Source organism: Scardovia inopinata JCM 12537, assembly GCF_001042695.1.
GTDB classification, from domain to species: domain Bacteria; phylum Actinomycetota; class Actinomycetes; order Actinomycetales; family Bifidobacteriaceae; genus Scardovia; species Scardovia inopinata.
Map to the genome: position 1 here is coordinate 1,738,537 of NZ_AP012334.1, position 19,356 is coordinate 1,757,892.

At 47.5% G+C, this 19,356-nt stretch carries 16 protein-coding genes; 10 read left to right on the forward strand and 6 right to left on the reverse strand.

What is annotated here, in order from left to right:
* Positions 1 to 59 precede the first annotated feature (59 nt).
* Positions 60 to 872 carry a rhomboid family intramembrane serine protease gene (locus tag SCIP_RS07215; protein ID WP_040590712.1) on the reverse strand — a complete coding sequence of 271 codons (813 nt, stop codon included), beginning with the start codon at positions 870 to 872 and terminating at the stop codon, positions 60 to 62.
* Positions 873 to 1,089: 217 nt separating this feature from the next.
* On the opposite strand from SCIP_RS07215, the gene SCIP_RS07220 reads away from it, so the two are divergent.
* Positions 1,090 to 1,326 (forward strand): hypothetical protein, encoded by a 237-nt coding sequence (locus tag SCIP_RS07220; protein WP_040590345.1) that lies wholly within the window; start codon positions 1,090 to 1,092, stop codon positions 1,324 to 1,326.
* A 286-nt stretch (positions 1,327 to 1,612) separates the two neighbouring features.
* Here SCIP_RS07220 and SCIP_RS07225 read toward each other — a convergent pair whose 3' ends face one another.
* Entirely contained in the window at positions 1,613 to 4,108 is a 2,496-nt protein-coding gene (locus tag SCIP_RS07225) for a glycogen/starch/alpha-glucan phosphorylase (protein ID WP_006292380.1), read from the reverse strand.
* Positions 4,109 to 4,407: 299 nt separating this feature from the next.
* Between SCIP_RS07225 and SCIP_RS07230 the strand changes: the two genes are divergently transcribed.
* Positions 4,408 to 4,860 (forward strand): sterol carrier family protein, encoded by a 453-nt coding sequence (locus SCIP_RS07230; RefSeq protein WP_006292381.1) that lies wholly within the window; start codon positions 4,408 to 4,410, stop codon positions 4,858 to 4,860.
* A gap of 559 nt (positions 4,861 to 5,419) precedes the next feature.
* On the opposite strand, the gene SCIP_RS07235 is transcribed toward SCIP_RS07230, so the two are convergent.
* Positions 5,420 to 6,268 carry a serine acetyltransferase gene (locus SCIP_RS07235; protein WP_006292382.1) on the reverse strand — a complete coding sequence of 283 codons (849 nt, stop codon included), beginning with the start codon at positions 6,266 to 6,268 and terminating at the stop codon, positions 5,420 to 5,422.
* A gap of 98 nt (positions 6,269 to 6,366) precedes the next feature.
* Positions 6,367 to 7,329, reverse strand: a complete 963-nt coding sequence (gene cysK, locus SCIP_RS07240; protein ID WP_006292383.1) for a cysteine synthase A — start codon at positions 7,327 to 7,329, stop codon at positions 6,367 to 6,369.
* 262 nt (positions 7,330 to 7,591) lie between these two features.
* On the opposite strand from cysK, the gene SCIP_RS07245 reads away from it, so the two are divergent.
* The 3 genes from SCIP_RS07245 to SCIP_RS07255 are packed head-to-tail and all read left to right on the forward strand — an operon-like array spanning position 7,592 to position 10,218.
* Positions 7,592 to 8,560: a lysophospholipid acyltransferase family protein gene (locus SCIP_RS07245; protein WP_006292384.1), complete on the forward strand. Its 969-nt coding sequence runs from the start codon at positions 7,592 to 7,594 to the stop codon at positions 8,558 to 8,560.
* Positions 8,561 to 8,563: 3 nt separating this feature from the next.
* Positions 8,564 to 9,385, forward strand: a complete 822-nt coding sequence (locus tag SCIP_RS07250) for a lysophospholipid acyltransferase family protein (RefSeq protein ID WP_006292385.1) — start codon at positions 8,564 to 8,566, stop codon at positions 9,383 to 9,385.
* Entirely contained in the window at positions 9,385 to 10,218 is an 834-nt protein-coding gene (locus SCIP_RS07255; protein WP_040590348.1) for a glycosyltransferase family 8 protein, read from the forward strand. Before SCIP_RS07250 ends, SCIP_RS07255 begins: the two co-directional genes overlap by 1 nt.
* Positions 10,219 to 10,661: 443 nt before the next feature.
* Here the strand turns inward: SCIP_RS07255 and metG are convergent, their stop codons facing one another.
* Entirely contained in the window at positions 10,662 to 12,560 is a 1,899-nt protein-coding gene (gene metG, locus SCIP_RS07265) for a methionine--tRNA ligase (RefSeq protein ID WP_006292388.1), read from the reverse strand.
* Positions 12,561 to 12,860: 300 nt separating this feature from the next.
* Here metG and SCIP_RS07270 point away from each other — a divergent pair, with 300 nt between their 5' ends.
* Positions 12,861 to 13,619 (forward strand): hypothetical protein, encoded by a 759-nt coding sequence (locus tag SCIP_RS07270; RefSeq protein ID WP_144427356.1) that lies wholly within the window; start codon positions 12,861 to 12,863, stop codon positions 13,617 to 13,619.
* Complete coding sequence (locus SCIP_RS08530; RefSeq protein WP_407695019.1) at positions 13,603 to 13,989, forward strand: variant leucine-rich repeat-containing protein; 387 nt, start codon at positions 13,603 to 13,605, stop codon at positions 13,987 to 13,989. The genes SCIP_RS07270 and SCIP_RS08530 overlap by 17 nt, the downstream gene beginning before the upstream one ends.
* A gap of 3 nt (positions 13,990 to 13,992) precedes the next feature.
* Here the strand turns inward: SCIP_RS08530 and rsmI are convergent, their stop codons facing one another.
* Positions 13,993 to 14,988, reverse strand: coding sequence for a 16S rRNA (cytidine(1402)-2'-O)-methyltransferase (gene rsmI, locus SCIP_RS07280; protein ID WP_231287998.1), 996 nt, complete (start codon positions 14,986 to 14,988; stop codon positions 13,993 to 13,995).
* Between the two features lie 153 nt (positions 14,989 to 15,141).
* On the opposite strand from rsmI, the gene SCIP_RS07610 reads away from it, so the two are divergent.
* From SCIP_RS07610 to SCIP_RS07295, 3 genes are all read left to right on the forward strand, one after another.
* Positions 15,142 to 15,675, forward strand: coding sequence for a PH domain-containing protein (locus SCIP_RS07610; RefSeq protein ID WP_050752350.1), 534 nt, complete (start codon positions 15,142 to 15,144; stop codon positions 15,673 to 15,675).
* Positions 15,672 to 16,901 (forward strand): PH domain-containing protein, encoded by a 1,230-nt coding sequence (locus tag SCIP_RS07290; protein WP_006292393.1) that lies wholly within the window; start codon positions 15,672 to 15,674, stop codon positions 16,899 to 16,901. Before SCIP_RS07610 ends, SCIP_RS07290 begins: the two co-directional genes overlap by 4 nt.
* A gap of 770 nt (positions 16,902 to 17,671) precedes the next feature.
* On the forward strand, positions 17,672 to 19,324 hold the full coding sequence (locus SCIP_RS07295) for a dolichyl-phosphate-mannose--protein mannosyltransferase (RefSeq protein ID WP_231851926.1): 1,653 nt from the start codon (positions 17,672 to 17,674) through the stop codon (positions 19,322 to 19,324).
* Positions 19,325 to 19,356 lie beyond the last annotated feature (32 nt).

Sequence of the window (19,356 nt, forward strand, 5' to 3'; positions counted from 1 at the left end):
TTTCTAGCATTACTTTCTGGCACTAACTTCCTGCCAATAGTGTCAGTTCATGAGTAATGTCAGTTCACGAGGCAGATTAGGAATACAACAAGCAGGATAGCGCTGACAGACCCTCCGTATATCCACATTCGGCGCCCAATACTGGCTGATCGTAGGGCTGGCAGACCGCTGGTCATCAGCCAGGCTAGCAGAGTTCCGGTCACAAAACCGCCTAAGTGTACCTGCCAGGCCACCGTTGAAAAGAGCATGGGAACGATCAGGGTAAGACCCAGGAAAATTGCCAGGCTCAAGGCATTGGTTTCCATCCTCATCTTTGCTGAAGCAACCAGGCTGGCACCGAAAAGGCCAAAAATAGCCCCGCTGGCGCCGATCACTGCTACCAAGGCAGAAGGGTCTGTTTGTTTCCACCAGATCATGTACGATACAGATCCCCCAAATCCACTTATCAGAAAAAGGGCCAAAAATTCCCAGTGCCCGAGAAGCTTCTCCAGGACTATACCGCCAATATAGAGGGAAACCATATTAAAGAAAATATGAGTGATCCCAGGAACAGAATGCAGGAAAATACTGGTGAGCATGGTCCAAGGATGGCTACTGACAAATGAGGGAACCAGTTCAAAGGGAATTTCTGCTACTCTCAAGGCTTGGGGGTTAATAAAGTAAGCTATTTCTTCAATCAGCCAGATGAGAGTACAGATGGCAATCAGAACCAGGGTGATGTTCCTGCCCCCATGATTCCAGTCATATCGCCACCGTCTCAGCCTCATGCGAAGTTCAAAACCAGGCTTGCCCTGCTGATGTGAATGGTGGTGATTTCCGCCTGACCGGCCAGGGTTCTGGAAGGGATTCCCATTGCTCATATAAGATCTCATAAGCAGAATCTTATCGCAGACAAGGGGCAGAAGGAGGTCTAATAAATGCGACACGCCGAGACACGCCGTGTTTTTCAATGTTTTTTCTTAAGAAAAACAAATTCTCGGCTTATTGTCGGCGTGTTGTCACCTCTTTGCCATAATTACTGCCTAGAATAGGATGTACTGATGTCGCGAAAGGTGCACATCAAAAAATCATAAACTGAAAGGAGCCACTATGGACGATCGCAGGTCTGGAAACGGCTGGAAGTTTTTTGCACTGATCTTTGGCGCCTTGTTGGCTGGGCTGGTTGGCTTTTACATCTATAAGCAGCAGAATCCTGAGTATGATCCCTGGGAAGAGCCATGGGAGAACAGCTCATCTCCTGTTGAGTTGGACATCCCCGACGATGACGACGATGCTGATGATGGAGCCAAGAACACTGGCGAGGCAACAGAGACCGATAAAAAGTAAATAAAACTTACTTATAGCTTATGAAGTCAGCGGAGTGCTGATTTCTCCAAGATCCAACCTAACTGCCCGGCTGCACGTGTGGCTGGGCTTTTTCGTGTCTTCATGTGTACCCTGGCATTGTGCACCCTGGTAAGATTGCGACAGTTCTGCCACGGCTATTGGCAAAGGCCATTTGCAAGACTATCGGCGGGGCTAAAAGCAAAACTCCAAAAGAAAAAGTTCGCCTGCTGAAGTATCAGCAGGCGAATAATCCAATCAGTCTAGGACCTTACCTCAAAAGCAGGGATCAGGCTTCACGAGACTGCAAAGCTGCATCCTCAGGCAAAGGACCGGTCATCCAGACCCGTTCCAGATAATCGGCAATGGACCGGTCAGAGCTGAAGTAACCAGACCTGGCAGTGTTGAGCAGGGCCTTGCGGAACCAGATCTTCTCATCCGCATAGGTCTTCTCAATTTCAGCCTGAATATCCATATAGGCACCGAAATCTGCCAAAGTCATGAAATAATCCTTGTTCAGCCAGTCATTGACCAGAGCCTGGTATGTTGACTTGTCTCCATTGGAGAAAGTGCCATCAGCAACCATATCGATGGCCCTCTGCAGGCGTGGATCGCTCTGATAATACTGCCGGGACAGGCCCTTAGTGTCATAGCCTTCCTTGTAGAGATCCTCAACCTCATCGACTGTCATGCCAAAGAGGAAGAAGTTCTCATGACCAACCCGGTCACGAATCTCCACGTTAGCTCCGTCCAAAGTACCAACAGTCAGGGCACCATTCAGGGCAAACTTCATGTTGCCAGTTCCGGAAGCTTCTTTACCAGCCTGAGAAATCTGTTCATCAAGCTCGGTGGCAGGAATCAAATTCTGAGCCAGCTCAATGTTGTAGTTCCAAGGGAAGAAGACGTTCAGCTTTCCCTGCACTGCCGGATCATTGTTAACCACGCGGGAAACATTATTAATCAGCTGAATGGTTTCCTTGGCCATGGCATAACCGGGGGCTGCCTTGGCGCCAAAAATAACCGTGCGGGGAGTGAAAGCATCCAGGTCGACTTCGCCAGACTTAATGGCTGCATACCGGGCAATAACAGATAGAATCTTCAGAGACTGACGCTTGTACTCGTGCAGACGCTTGATCATGGAATCGAACATGGTGTTGGGGTTGACCTCGAAACCGTAGCGCTCCTTGGCAAAGTGAGCAAAATCGCGCTTATTTGCCCTCTTGACCTCAGCAAAACGATGAACAAACTCATCATCATCGGCAAGTGGAACCAACCCTTCCAGCTTGGACAGATCACTGACCCAGCTATCAGTTCCCAAACCTTCAGTAATCAGGTCGGACATCCGGGGGTTTGCAATGCGCACAAAACGGCGGGGTGTAACACCGTTGGTCACATTTGTAAACTTATTTGGGAAGAGATCGCTGAAGTCGCGCAGGGTTACATCTTTCAGCAACTGGGAATGCAGCTCGGCCACACCGTTGACGTGAGAACCGCCGGCAGTTGCCAGATAAGCCATGCGAACCTGGGGATCATCGCCCTCGGTCACAATGCGCATGCGGTCAATCTTGCCTTCGTCATCAGTCAAGGTAGACAGGAGCTTTACAAAGTTCTGATTGATCTTCTGAATAATTTCCAGGTGACGGGGCAGGAGTTCTCCAATTAGGTGGGCCGGCCACACTTCCAGGGCCTCAGGCAGAAGAGTATGGCAGGTATAGTTAAAGGTCCTGGTAGTAATATCCCAGGCTGTATCCCAGTCATAGTCATATTCATCCATGAGGATGCGCATAAGCTCAGGAATACCAATAACCGGGTGAGTATCGTTAAGCTGGAAGGTGATCTTGGTTGGGAAGGTAGTAAGATCAGGCTTGTCCTGCCCTGGATAAAAGGTGCGGATGGCATCGTGCAGGGAAGCAGATACAAAGAAATACTGCTGCTGCAAACGCAGAGACTTGCCCGCGGGGGTGGAATCTTCAGGATAAAGAATCTTGGTAATATTTTCTGCCTTGATCTGCGGCTTCACAGCTCCTTCGTAGTCGCTCTTGTTGAAGGTGAGCAGGTCGAACTCATCGTAAGACTTAGCAGTCCACAAACGCAAGGTATTGACGCGGCCTGACTCATAGCCGGGAACCAGGTAGTCCACTGGGATGGCGCGAACAGACCAATCCGGCTGCCACACGCGCTTGCCGTTTTCCTCTGTTACCCTGCCTCCAAAGTTCACACGAACGTCGCGATTGTAATCAATATGACCCCAGGGATTCTCGTTAGTCAGCCAGTAGTCAGCCCGTTCAACCTGACGGCCCTGGGAGTCAAATTCCTGACGGAAAATACCGTATTGATACTGAATGCCATAACCGAAGGCAGGAACGCCAATAGAGGCCAAAGAATCAATAAAGCAAGCAGCCAGACGTCCCAAGCCGCCGTTGCCTAAACCTGGTTCAGGCTCAGAGAAAATAACATCATCGGTCTTGAAGCCCAGTTTAGCCATGGCTTCAGCAAACTGGTCGGTCAGCCCTGCATTGAGGAGAGCATTGCGCAACTGCCGTCCCATGAGGAACTCGGCGCTCAAATAACCTACGGCCTTGGTGCTTCCCTTTACCATGTCTGCTTTTGTTTTTGCCCAGGCCCCAATGAGATGGTTGCGAGTAGCCTTCGCCGTGGCGACATAAACATCTTTAGCAGTAGCCTCAGCTGCTGTCACACCCTGTTCAGTAAGGAGATAGCCTTTAATCTCGTCTGCAAACGCATCAGCTGAAACCGGCGCCTTTGGCGCTGTAATCTGTGTCATAACAAAAAATCCTTCTGTTGTCAGCACACTATTAGCACATCTATTATGCCTTATGGGGCCTACCTTAACCCACTGCATAATTTGCGCCCTTCTGCGCAAAATCTGCTGTGGGAGAATGCACCTCCCCAGCAGCAACGCAGGCCAGTCATTTCCATCTGCCAACCTTCATTGCTCAGGTCCCTTAAACAGAGCCTGCTTCTTCCCATCGTTCTTCCTGATTTGCACGTTCTAAAAACGTCCATCAGGAAACTTTACACTAGTGGCAGGAATGCGGACAGGCGGTGTGGCAGAATCGACATATGACCGTTATCCGAAATTCTGATATTCTTGCTGGAGAAGCCGCCTACAACACCTGGCGAACCCTGGCCGGAGAAGCTCTTGCAGCTTTCCAAGGATCCCCTATAGAAGCATCCACAACAAAGGAAAACCTTAAAAACCGCCTTACCATCAGTCCAAACCTGCCTCGTAAGGACTACGCTTTGGCTGTGCGCTACTCGCTCTACCTGATGGAAAAACTGGCCCCAGGCCCTGGAGTTGAGCTCAGGGTTGCTCCTTATGCAGCAGTAAAAATTCTCGACGGGCCTAAAAGCGATCCCCATAATCTCACCCCGCCTGATGTGATTGAACTGGAACCTGACGTCTGGCTACGATTGGCCTGCGGTATTACCAGCTGGGAGGAAGAAAAATCAGCAGGACACATCAGCGCTGTTTCTCCCCGTGATGATCTGTCGCGTTTTTTGCCTCTGCCTTAAGAGCTTTAGCTTGTTTAGGAGCGCAGGTTATAGGCCATAGAGCACCCTAAGCCCTTAAGCCCCAGCCCATCGGCCCACAGCCATCAGCCCATCAGCCCTTAATGCCTGGCTTATAAGCCTATAAGTTAAGCAAGCGTAAGCTGATGTAAAGTAAAGTTATGTAATCCGTATCTGTATGTTATCCGCTTATTCCGCTTATCCGCCAAGAAAAGAAAGACCTCCCATGCAACACATGGGAGGTTGAGAGAGAAGAGAGAAGAAGGGTTCAGTTATCAGGATTAAACCTGGTCAGCAAAGCTGACATCATTTACTATACAATATTCCAGCGATTATGCAAATCACTTTCTTTGTGGGCGTGTCACAAAAAATACTGAAAATTTTTGTAAAAAATATTTAGGATCATAGGGAATAATCCTTTTATTCTCAATGATATCAACGGTTTTCTCTTTTATTTGGTCTCACAGGAAAAAGTTCTCTATGCCTGATTGGGGGCACAACAGTATCTTTCTTCCCCGATTAATATCTCTGTAAGCGATTTTCTAATGATTTCTAACAATTTCTAACGATTGTCTTTCGTGCTGGGAAGATAAGTGATAACAGAGCCTGGTTCAACCGAATGTGTCAGCCATACGTTGGCCCCAATAACGCTGTCATCTCCAATCCGTGTATGACCGCCCAGAAGAGTCGCATTGGCATAAATGGTAACCCGGTCGCCAATATCAGGGTGTCGCTTACCGCCCTTGACCAGGCTGCCTGAATCATCTATCTCAAACGATTTTGCCCCTATGGTTACTCCCTGATAAATGCGAACATGGGAACCTATACGAGCAGTTTGCCCAATAACCACGCCAGTACCATGGTCGATGCAGAAATATTGCCCAATCACAGCTCCGGGATTAATGTCGATTCCCGTTTTCTCATGGGCAAACTCACTCATAATTCGGGGGATAAAAGGAACGCCCAGGTCAAAAAGAGTATGGGCTATGCGATAGATAAAGGTTGCATAGAAACCAGGATAACAGGCAACCACTTCTTGTCGGGAAGGAGCAGATGGATCCCCGTCATAAATTGCCTGAATATCAGTAAGGACTTCTGCCTTGATTCTGGGCAGCTGTTTGACAAATCCCTGAGCCAGATTGCCGCAGGAAGAGCAATCTTTCTCTTCCACCCTAAGGGCTAGACGAATCTGGCCCTGCAGGCGTGCATACAGTTCTTCCAACGCCTCCTGCTGACTCAAATCTTCATAGTGGTAAAACTGAGGAAGAATCACCCTTTGAGTCAGCTTAACAAGCGCAACAGCCTCTTTCCGGTCAGGAACAGGCTGGGGAACCTCAAGCAAGGATTCATCTGCACCGTTCATCTGATCGAGAATCTGACGAAATAAATTGTCGTTTGCTGATTGAGTCATAAAAGCATCGCCACAAATATATATGTATATAAATAATAAATATTAAATATATTGTGAATTATGTTATAAGTCCCGGATGTAAGCCCGACTGAAAGCTCTTAGGCGAACAAAGGGGTCGACAGATACCGGTCGCCGGAGTCAGGCAGAATAACCACAATCTTTTTACCGGCATTTTCTTCGCGCCCAGCCAGCTCTAAGGCAGCTTTAACAGCAGCACCGGAAGAAATACCAGACAAGAGACCTTCCTTGCGTCCAAGCTCAGCTCCAACAGCGAAGGCATCCTCGTTGGTTACCCGAATGACCTCATCAAAAACGGATGTATCAAGCACGGCAGGAACAAAGCCGGTACCAATGCCCTGAATCTTATGTGGGCCGGGCTTGCCTCCAGACAAGACAGGAGAAGCATCAGGCTCAACAGCCACCACTTTTACCTGAGGGTTCTGCTCTTTCAGATAGCGGCCAGCGCCGGTAATAGTACCGCCAGTGCCCACTGCAGACACGAAAATATCAACAGACCCATCCATATCGCGCCAAATTTCCGGACCGGTCGTCTCATAATGAGCCCTGGCGTTGGCAGGATTGGAGAACTGATCAGGCATAAAGGCGCCGTCAATCTCTTCAACCAGTTCCTTAGCCTTGGCAATGGAACCGGAAATAGCCTTAGATCCTTCAGTCAGAACGATTTCAGCCCCGTAGGCCTTCATCAGCCGCTGGCGCTCTACAGACATAGTCTCCGGCATGACAATAATTACCTTGTAGCCCTTAGCCCTGCCAATGGCCGACAAACCAATGCCTGTGTTACCGGAGGTAGGCTCTACAATGGTTGCCCCTGGTTTGAGTTTGCCCTTGCACTCAGCATCCTCAATCATATAGAGGGCAGCCCTGTCCTTAGTGGAACCAGTCAGGTTGAAGGATTCAACTTTGCCGAAAATCCGAGCTTTCAGATTCTTTTCTTTTTCCACATGGACAAACTCCACTAGAGGGGTATTGCCAATCAGTTCAGTGATGGATTTTTTTACGGGGTTCTTAACGGAGTTTTTCTGTCCGTCAGCTGCAGTCATGAGGCCTCCTCTTGTCGATTTTTATCACCCGCTCATTTCTATATTTATGAGTCAGACTTCACATACTCTGTAGATAACGGCAGAATACAAAAACTTATGGCGCCCTATCTCTACCAGCATAATTATAAGTTGTATATTCTTGGCCGTATTTGCCATCCTCTCCTGCTCTCTAACCCATCCAGTAAAATGTGTATTTTAGAAAGGCAATCTTGCAAACGCCTTACCAGGTGAGAAAACTAAGCTCAGGAACGGGAGCATACATATGATTATTGGTGGGAAAAAACATGCTGTTGCGGAAAACATCCGTCATGCAATTGAAAACAATACTCCCTATAAACCAGTTGAGACTGAGGATCCGGTAATAGACAAACAAGAGCTGACAGGAATGGCCAGACAGCAGCTTGAACGTATGCGGACGGTTACTTTTAAAATCAATAATTTCCTTGTTCGAACAGGGCTGAGAGCAGCTGAATTTATATTCAGTCGTCACACTCAGATTGAAGGTTTGGAAAAACTGAAGGATGTCCACGGTGGTGTTCTAGTCACAGCTAACCACTTCAATCCGCTGGAAAACCTTGCTCTGCATAAAACTATGCGCAAAGCTGGGTGGAAGCGGCTTTATGCAGTCAGCCAGGCCTTAAATTTGGGAATGACCGGTTGGGTAGGCTATATCTTTAAATATTTCGATACCATTCCTCTGGTAAAAGATCATAAATATTTATCCACCCTCTTCCCCGAGGCAATGCTGCGGGTTTTCAGGAGCAATGGGGCTGTTCTTATATACCCGGAAGAGCAGATGTGGTTTAATTACCGCCGGCCCAGGCCTGGCCGCCATGGAGTTTATGATTACGCAGCCCAGCTAAACGTTCCCATCGTGTCGCTTTTTACTGAGCCCATAGACACTGGCAAACCTGAAAAATCTGATCCTGAATTCAACCAAACCCGGTATATTGTTCATGTTTTGGATACCCTTTACCCAGATCCAACGTTTAGTCCCCAGGAGAACAGTACCAGGATGCGCCTGGCTGACGATGCCCAGCGCAGGGCAGCTTACGAACGGATCTATGGTAAATCCATAGATGCCCCCTTTGATGTATCTGATATTGCCGGTTGGCATCCCGAGAATGCAGAGCCTGCTCAGGAAGAGGCTAACACCCAGCAGCTTGGGGATGAGGATAAGAAACAGGCCGAGAGTAAACAGGCTGACCTTTCAGAAGGCGGCCAAGACTAAAATATGGCCCATAAAAAGTACGCCTATTCAACTGTCACTGATGATCTGGTAGAAACAGCCAACCAGCACTACCAGATTGATGATTCCCACGTGTGGTATCACCGGGGACGCCTTTTCCGCTTTCTGTATCTGTGCGCTTATACCATTTTCTATCTGGTTTTTGGAGCCTATGCTAGATTCTGGCTTGGGGTGCGCTTCAAAGGCAAAGAAATCCTTAAACCATGGGCAGGAAAGTCCTTTTTCATTTACGGGAACCATACCCTTCCGTTGGGTGATGTTGCCTTAACGATTATGCTTAACTATCCACATTCAGTTTCAGCTATGATGAGTCAGGCAAATTTTGGCATTCCTCTTATTGGCCACATTCTTGAGTGGGCTAATATGCTGCCCGTTCCCCATACTCCTGAACAGCACCAGGCCTTTCACATGGAGATGGATAATTTGGTTAAGGAGGGAACAGCCATCGCTATCTACCCCGAAGCCCATGTCTGGCCCTACTATACGGGAATCCGTCCCTATTCAGCCAAGTCTTTTGCTTACCCTGCCCGCTATGGTCTTCCTTCTTTTTGTTCAACAGTGACCTATCAAAAGAGGCTCTTATTCAAACGCCCCAGGGTTACCATCTATATTGACGGTCCCTTTTTCCCTGACGGAAAAGAAGGACAGGAAGAGCGGCTGCGAACGACGATTCACGATACAATGGTTGCCCGGAGCGCAGTTTCTACCTACCGCTATGCCTCATACCGACGACAGGATCGGGCAGACCAGGTAAACCAGACAGGACAGGCAGAGAACAGCGGGAGTCACAGCAAGGAGCGGGCCTGATGGATGTTTTGTATTGCGGCGATAGCCGCATGCGTGATGGACTGCTGATCTCCTTGCTATCTCTGATTGACCAATCTTCTGATCCTGTAAATGCTTATGTTTTGACAGCTTCCATCAGGACGGACGACCATGTGTGGGACCCCATAACTGCTGGTGATATTGCGTATCTAGATGCCCTGGTGAAGAAGTCCCGTCAGGGTGGCAGCGTGACTCTGATAGACATCAGCCGTCAGTTTCATGATGAGCCCCCAACAGCCAATATGAAAACTCGGTTTTCCCCCTACTGTATGCTTCGCCTCTACTCCGATTTGGTTGATTTGCCTGACCGGATTCTCTACCTGGATACCGACGTGATCTGCCGGAAGGATCCGATTGAACTCTTTACTATGGATATGGGCAAGGCTCAAATAGCAGGGGTACCAGACCACTATGGTCGCCTGATGCCCACCGCCGGTTTGACCTTTCCAGGCAACTATGTGAACTCAGGGGTCTTACTCTTGAATATGGCTGCAATATATGACAGTGGTCTGTTTGCCAAGTGCCGGCGGATGTGCCAAGCAAAGAGAATGTTTTTGTGCGATCAGACTGCCATCAATCGTCTGGCGAGAGACCGTAAGATACTGCCCCGGCGGTATAACGAGCAGATCAAGACGAGGAAGAACACTGTTTTGCGGCACTTTACCACGACCCTGCATGCCCTGCCCTTCCCTCATACCCAGACCGTAAAGCCTTGGGACATAGACCGGGTCCATGATGTCTTGGATGAGTATGACTATGATTTTCTCTTTTTGAATTATAAATTCCATATTTCCCAGATGAACGCCCTGGCTTAGGCTGCCTTTCATTCGGGCTGTCTTCGGTTGGGCTGTCTTTCATTCGCATGAGCATGGGCAGAATGCTGGATTTGCTTGGGTCTGCTAGGATCCGGCGCATAAGCTTAAGCCTAGCCTGAGCTTAAACCTGAACCTGAGCTTAAACCTAAGCCTAAGCCTGAGATTTAGGTGGGAAACCTAAGTGGGAAAGAAAAAGCCCGACTTAAGAACAAGCCGGGCTATCAGAGAGAAGGAGAGAAGAAAGGTTTCAATTATTAAGAGTGGGTATCTCTTAGCCAACATTGCGTTGGTAGTTATTATTAAAGACTCCAATCCTTAATACTTCCCCAGCGTTTCCCTTAAAGAAGTCTGAGAAAAAGACCTTTTGCTGCATATAATCGCCTTCCGAACCTACGGTATAGGTACCGGTACAGGTACTTTTATTTTTTATGTATGCTGCACTCTTATTCTGATTCTCCATCTTTAGCAATGGGCTCCCCCTCTTCAGCGATTTTTTTCTTTTCTGTTTCCAGACGTGCTGCTTCTTTCTCCTGACGAGCGGCAAGCTCTCGCTGGAAGCGATCAAGCTCTTCTTGAACCGCTTCAACCGGTATTTTCTGGAAAATCGGAGAAGGCTTGGCAATAATGGTTCCGGCAGTAATCTCCTGCCGCTTCCAGGGCCTTACATTCTCGCCCAGCTTATATGTACCGGTAATAATGGGGTAGGTAAAGTCAGGGTTATCCAGATCCTGCACATCTTCAAGATGAGGAAGAGGAGAGAAAGTTCCTTTACCCCCCAAAGTTTCATAAACTTTTTGTGCAGAATGAGGCAGGAAGGGAGCAAGCAAGGTATTGGCATCCATAACTGCCTGAGCAGCCGTATGCAGGACAGCTGCGAGCCGTTCCGGATTGTCCTTAAGCTTCCAAGGCTCGGTAGCAGAAACATATCGGTTAATTTCCTGAACAATATGCATGGCCTCAGTCAGAGCCGCCTTCTGCCTATGCGATTCGATCAGGGATCCGACTGTGTGGAAGCCCTCTTCAGTCGTCTTCAGCAAGTCCCTGTCCATATCTTCTAAGGCAGTCAATTCAATTTGAGGTATCTGGCCGAAATTTTTATAAAGCAGAACAGCTACACGATTAACCAGATTGCCCCAGCTGGAAACCAGCTCCTCATTGTTGTGCCGCACAAATTCTGACCAGGTGAAATCGGAATCCGATGTTTCAGGACCGGCAATAGAAATGTAGTAACGGACAGCATCTACCTGGTAGCGAGAGAGGATGTCTTTTACATAAATAACAATGCCACGGGAAGAGCTAAATTTCTTGCCTTCCATAGACAGGAATTCCGAGGCAACCACCTCTGTGGGCAGGTTGAGCCTACCCAGGCCACCGGGTTCCCCGCCCTTGCTGCCTTCTCCGTTATAGGCCAAAATTTCTGACGGCCAAATCTGAGAATGAAAAGTAATATTATCTTTACCCATAAAGTAATAGGCAGGTGATTCAGGGTCATTCCACCACTGACGCCACAAATCAGGATCACCCTGTCGCCTAGCCCACTCAATGGAGGCAGACAAATAACCAATCACGGCGTCAAACCACACATAGAGCTTTTTATCCGGATTATCAACCCAACCATCCACAGGGATAGGAATTCCCCAATTTATGTCACGGGTAATAGCTCTGGGCTTCACCTCGTCAAAGAGACCAAGGGAAAAATTAATAACGTTGGTACGCCAATTTTTTCGAGTCTTCAGCCAGGCTAAATTAGCTTCAGCCAGAGCTGGAAGATCCAGGAAATAGTGGTCAGTCTCTTCAAAGCGGGGAATTTCACCGTTAATCTTCGACCGAGGATTGATCAGATCAATGGAATCCAGTTCATTGCCGCAATTGTCGCACTGATCTCCGCGAGCACCGTCGTAACCGCACAGGGGGCAGGTTCCTTCAATATACCGGTCCGGCAGGGTCCTTCCATTGGAAGGAGAAATGGCAACCATCTGGGTGCCCTGATATATATATCCGTTTTTTAAACACTGCTTGAACATATCCTGCACAACTTTTTCGTGATTCTTTGTAGTTGTACGAGTAAAAAGATCATAGCTCAAACCCAAATTGCACAAATCCTGGGCAATAACCCTGTTATACCGGTCCGCCAACTCCTGAGCAGAAACCCCTTCAGCATCTGCCTGAACCAGAATAGGCGTTCCATGCTCATCAGTTCCTGACACCATGAGCACATCATTCCCTTTCATGCGCTCATACCGGGCATAAACGTCTGAAGGTACACCAAATCCGGCTACATGCCCTATATGCCTTGGCCCGTTGGCATATGGCCAAGCTACAGCTACTAATACATGACTCATAAGGCCGATTATCCCTAGCAACACAGACAAAGAGACTGCTTTCTTCATGGTCGGGTTATCCACGGTAATCCCTGTGCAAAACAGTTTTCCACAGGACGTTTGGTGAAGACAGTAGGACTTACCCTCTCCTCAAGGGGGATCAATCGCTCTGACACAGTGAGTAACCAGACAAATATGCACAATAAGCAGAAAATGTCAGACACTTATCCCCCTTGTCCACAATTTTTCAGAATTTTTTCTCCTGCTGCTCCAGAAGGAATATGCTATGACTACACAGAGTCGAAAGGTGGCAATGACATCATGGAATATCAATCTCTCAGTGAGCCGGAGACCCCAGGCCTGGGGAGCCACAGGCTGGAAGCAGCCCCAAGGCCACAGGCAGCAGGGTCGACAAACACGCATGTTTCCTTCTACAAGCTGCGAGGACGAACAAACCAGAAACGAACTCCAATTTTTCGAATTGGCCAGTTGAGCGGAAATATTGGTTTACAGCGGCTCCTCTGTTCGCAAGCCATCACCCTCTTAGACAAAGATTCCTTCTTTACCCGTAGCCAGGCTGAAGATGCCCAGGGGCGAGCACTGATCGTCCGCAGTATTATCCCCTATGGAACAGTTCCCTGCGGCTGGCTGGCCGCATGGATCTGGCTGGGTGGAGAAGAATTCCCTCACACGATTGATCTCATTTCTCACTCCCACTACAGAACCTTGCTCTACGGCAGACAAATACGGATCAATTCCCGCGAAATCTCCCCTGAACAGGTGTCATATGTGGGAACTGTTCGTCTGACATCTCCGGTGCGCACAGCCTGTGATCTGTCCTGTCTGACAGCACAGGAGAAAAAAGAACTTAATGCCTACCAAACTATAGGTGATTTAGCAATTAAATGCGGGTTTACCTGTCATGACTGTTTGCAGGCACTATGGAACCATCCCCGGTGGCGGGGGCATGAAGAAGGAGTAATGACCTTTAATAACCCCCAGCTCAAAAATCTCATGGACGCCGCTTCAACCGTGAAATCCTCTGCCAGTAAGGACGAAAAGTATGCTTCATTCGTTTAATTTATATTCATCGCCTTCTGACACGACAGGCACTAATCAACCGGAACTTTTTAAGCATAAATCCGAACAAAGTAATCACAGGTACAGGACCAGCCCCCAGGATTCGGCACATTATGCAGACCCGCTGCATCCCCCTCCTCCTCCACTCCGGCTAACTCCCTATGTGGCTGTCAGCAGTACCGATCAGGCTGTTCTGTGGTATATAGCAAGGAATGTTCCCGATTTGCGCTGTTGGGTGATTGCTAATCCTCGGGCAAAACCGGACTTATTGGAGTACATTTCTCAAGCAGGCGGGCCCCATGTTAAGGACTGCTTCACTGTTCTGTTTGCTGCTTTGGACGCAGATGAAGACAGGCACATAGAAGACTGATGCCTAATCTTTAAGCCGCAGGACGGCAGCATATACATCCTTGCTTTTAGCCACGGATCCGTCAGCAAGAGGATGGTCAGGAATAATCCGGGAAATTGCCTGTTTGATTTTCACTTGGTTCTTCCTGGAATAATCAAGAGATAGACGGGCAAGAAAATCTAGAGAATTCACGGATTCCGCTGACAGCGCATCGGTAGATGAGGCAGAGGAAGCAGAGGAAGCAGAGGAAGCAGACAGAGCTGGGTTGGACAGCAGACTCTTGTCTTTGGGCTGATAACCAGAACCAGCTATAACCAGAACTATCTCGCCCCGGGGAGGGTCGGCTATAACTCCTGAACGTATCTGGCTGACGCTTCCTCGGCGAACCTCCTCATAGTCCTTTGTCAGCTCGCGGGCAAGAGCCATAGGACGGTTGGGGCCAAGAATTTCCAACAAATCATCCATGGAATCAGAAATACGATGAGGGGTCTCATAATAGACAATTGTTCTGGCTTCCGACCGAATCAGTCGCAGAGCCCTCAGGCGCTCGCTGTGTTTACGGGGAAGAAATCCTTCATAGCAGAATCGATCCGTTGGCAAACCAGATAAAGCCAAAGCATCCAAGACGGCAGAAGGGCCAGGTGCACAGGTCACCGGCAGACCGCGCTCAATAGCGCGTCTGACAATCGCCAAGCCAGGATCATTAATAGTTGGCATGCCTGCGTCCGAAACCACCAGAACGGTAGCCCCAGCCTCAACCTGATCCAAAAGTGAGTCAGCCTTCTGACGCTCATTATGATCATGATAGGCAATGACCCGTCCCTCGACCCGTATCCCCATCCGGTTTGCAAGATCATAGAGCCGACGGGTATCTTCCGCAGCAACAATAGTGGCATGCTCCATAAGCGCCGCCAGACGGGCAGAAGCATCAGAAGTATTCCCAATGGGTGTTGCCGCCAGTACGACTTTCCCCTGCATGGGCTTAAATATCCGCAGAGAATCCAAACTTTGCATATTCATGCCCCCTGTATCCATAGTGGTAACCTATCACGTCAGATATATAAGATCAGCAGATCAAAAAGGATGCTAACAACATTTCAATCTACCCACAATCTTATGTGCTTGCTTCACATAAGCGGCACAGGTCAGGACTATTCTGGATAAAGGTGGATGATGCATACTTCGATTATCTCAAAAACAGCCATGAATAATGAACGAAAAAAGACAGATAGCAGTAATACAGTATACACTTTCCGCCCACCGAAAAATGCAATACTTCGAGAAGAAATTATTACTATCGGCACTGCCATCATTGCAATTGCTCTTTTGTCAATTGCTGTATTCCTGAATAATTCGTTGGTAACCAAACGAATTTGTTATGCACTAATTATTTTTATATGCCTCGCATCACCCTGTGATCTTCTTTTTTTCATTCCTCGAAGAATTCGTACTACAGTAATATCTCTCAACTCCAAAGCTCTTACTCTCAAAGAGGGGAAACTGCTGATACGAACAAAAATTATTCCTATAGCAAGGATAACAATGCTCTCTCAGACCAACGATCCCATAGCTTCATTCTTCCAGCAGTCAAGAATAAAAATAACTGCCACTACTGAAGAAATGCATCTCCCTTATCTTTCCCATGAAGATGTCAGTAAACTTCTTGATCTGCTGCAGCGCTTTGCTTCAATAAAGGATAATGAATGAAATCTTTTCATCCATTGATGATAATCAGTCGTTTAGTTAAAACTATCATTCCTTCTGCTACAGCGATCTTTGTTCTTGTGGCGGTTATTGCATCCGTTAGGGGGACAATTCGTATACTATGCATAGGAATATTAATTTATTATATTCTCACTAGAATATATTTTCTCTTCTATGATTGGGCAACAACTCGATATGCAATCAGCCCTCATGGACTGACTCTTACGACCGGGGTGTTTAACAAAAGAACAAAAGTCATTCAGTGGAAAGATATTCGATCGGCAGCCACTGTAACGGATCCAATTTTAAGAAGTAAGGATCTTCAGCAAATTGAGCTTATGCAATATACGAACGATGAACAGAAGATCGTGCTCTTTGCAATTCCACGTTCTGAAGCTCTGACTATAAAATCATTTTTACACAACCAATCTCCTGCAGCTCAGTCTACAGAAAAAGATGATGTGATGGAGTCGCATACAGCAAGTAGAAAAAGAACAAGTGCAACCGAGAGAACGAGTACAATAGCCACATCCCTCCTCCCACATTTGTCAATAAAAGATTACTTTCTGATTGGTTTCACTTATGCTCAATTCCTGGTTATCATTCCTACAATTTATGCTATAATTCGTGTTATTTTTCTCCATCAAGAATACAGCGATGATAGTGTGGAAGAGGCTCTATCTTTTTTTGCTTTAACTCCTGCGACGAAAGTGGGAATTGCTATTTTAGTCATAGCTCTCGGTCTTGCTTACGGAACTATTAGTTCATGGGTACAGTTTTCCAATATCACAGTAGTAAGGACTACTGATGGGTATGATTATTCAGCTGGCATTATTAACCCAAGAGCTCAATTTATTCCTATGAATAGGATTGAGTCGGTAACGGTATCGCAGAATCTACTCATGCGCTTAGTCCATAGATATCAACTTACCGTAAGTACTGGAGGCTTTGGCACTTCCCGAAAGGAATATTCTCTCATTCCATTAGGCGATCTAAAAACAATAGCGAGCTTCCTTGATGCTTTCTTCCCCGATAAAAGAGAAAGCAGCCTGTGCATGGAACAAATTAAGTCAGCAAAAAAGAAAACACTGTTATCAACTGCCTTGCTCATCATTATTGGCATTTGCACTTATTTATTGAGCCTTCAAAATTTTTCACGAATTTATATAGAAATTATTGCCCTGGCTCTTCTTATATTTATTTTATATTTATTATGCTTAATTGTATAAGTCACTCTTACTATCTGTCGAATATGGGTCTTTCAATCGTTTCTACAGGATTTTTTAATTTGAAATATCGAATATTCAAACCCTCGGGATTCATAGTATAGAGAGCACACCATTGATTGTTTTATCATTCCCCATGACTGAAACCACTATTAAATTACGAATGAGCAGGACAAAAAGGCTCATTATAATTAGCTGTAGTCAACAGTCGATGGTTCACATTCAAAATCTGATAAATGCTATTAGCCTTCTATAAGGTATATTAAATCCATATTAGAGCGAAACCAGTGCGAAATTATTTGACTTGCATTACACAATTGAGAAAGAATTGAAACTGGAATTCTCCCCTTCTTAGCATTATTCATTTTCTTGTGAGCCTCACCTTCTTGCAGAAAACTCCTCAATTCATGCATTTACAAGGCCCATCATTGATGCTTGTAATAATACGCCTTACAGATTACTGGATTATTTAAATTTAAACCTAGTCCCCTCCGACTATACTCAGAAAATGAGTACTATTAGGGGGCAAGCGGCCTCTGGCTGCTTGCCCCTCTTAATGCTGACCATGCAGCCTGGGACTGCACAATTAAGTCAGAATTAAGTCAGCATAATAACAGTAAATAATAAAACAAATCAGTAGATTCATCAGTTTGCGAGGTACGGTAATGGGACTGCATGCAGATAAAAACCGAATAATCCGTCATGCTGCGCCAGTTCCTCCCCAAAACCCAAGCCCTGTCTCAAAACCAAAACCACACAACAAGCACAGGGCAGTGCCACAGGTTCTCCATGGGCAAACGAATACCGGCCACAGAATTAATCGAATTACCTCCCACAAGACCTCTTTTCCCGGCCTGTCCCTCCGCTGCGACCAATTGAAATCCTATTGTGCCACACCAAAGGGCTGGAAAGTCATGGGATGGATAATTCCCCTCCTGGTAACCGTGTTCGGAGGACTGCTGAGATTCATCCGTCTGGGGCAGCCGGCAGGAATTGTTTTTGACGAAACCTACTATGTCAAAGATGCCTGGACTATGCTGCTTACAGGAGAAGCCCGCGACTGGCCGACCAAGATTCACGGCACTGGAATCAACACACTCTTTGCTCACGGCCACACAGGCGGCTGGCTGGCCAGCGCTGAGTATGTGGTTCATCCTCCTCTAGGCAAATGGTTTATTGCCCTGGGGCTGGAACTTTTCGGCGGTGCTGGCAACATTGCTGCCTGGCGTGCTGCCACTGCCCTGGCAGGGACTCTGGGAATCCTGCTCCTGTGCCGGGTAACTCTCAAGCTTTTCCACAATCTTCCCCTCACTGCTCTGGCTGGTCTTTTCCTCAGTGTTGATGGTCTGGGAATTGTCATGAGCAGAACAGGAATCCTTGATATTTTCATTATGACCTTGGCCCTGGGAGCTTTCCTCTGCCTGCTCAACCACAGGGAATGGGCCTTAGGAAGGCTGACAGACTACGCCGATGAACATCTGATCAGCCGTCAGACCCCCAGCATTCAACCTGGCCCCTTGGTCTTCTTTTCCTGGTGGCGCTTGGCAGCAGCCATCCTCCTGGGTTTAAGCTGCGGCATTAAATGGTCAGGCATTTATTTCTTTGCTGTTTTTGCCCTCATCTCCGTATTCTGGGATGCCTACACCAGGCATGAGCTGGGGTATAAAAATTGGTTTGTCAGCGCCATTATTCGGGATGGACTGCCGACCGCTCTTTATATGATTCCCACAGTTGCCCTGACCTATCTGGCAACCTGGGCGGGCTGGTTTATTCATCCTGATTCCTACCTGCATTCCTGGGCAGCAGCCCACCCTGGGCAGGGGGTAACATGGCTGCCGGATAGCCTGCGATCTTTCCTTGAGTATCACCGAGAAATGTGGCAATTCCACGTTTCTCTTGACACTCCTCATACCTATATGGCCAATGCATGGCTTTGGCCTTTGCAAATCCGACCTACTAGTTTCTGGTGGAGCGAGCCTCAGGGACGTCCTGGATTGTGCCCGACTAATCCAGTTTCCACCTGTGTGACCGACGTCGTTGCCCTGGGCAATCCTCTCCTCTGGTGGACCGGATCCCTCTGCGCCATCCTTACCCTGGTTATTGTTCTTATTGCCAAACGCGGCGATTGGCGGGCAGCAGCTGTCCTGGCCGGTTGGGTAGGCGGCTGGGCTCCCTGGCTTTTATACCAAAATCGAACAACATTCAATTTTTATGCAGTAGCCTTCCTCCCCTGGGTAATTTTGAGCATTATTTATGTGCTCAACTGGCTGCGGCAGGAATTGTCAGCAAGCATTTACAGGATTATTCTGTTCCTGGGAACTGGAGCAATTCTTCTGGTTTCCGCCTACTTCTTCCCCATCTGGACCGCTATTCCTGTCCCCTATCATTTCTGGTACAGTCATATGTGGCTACAAAGCTGGATTTAGTCTCTCTTTCTCTTCTCAAGCTTCTTGTGTAA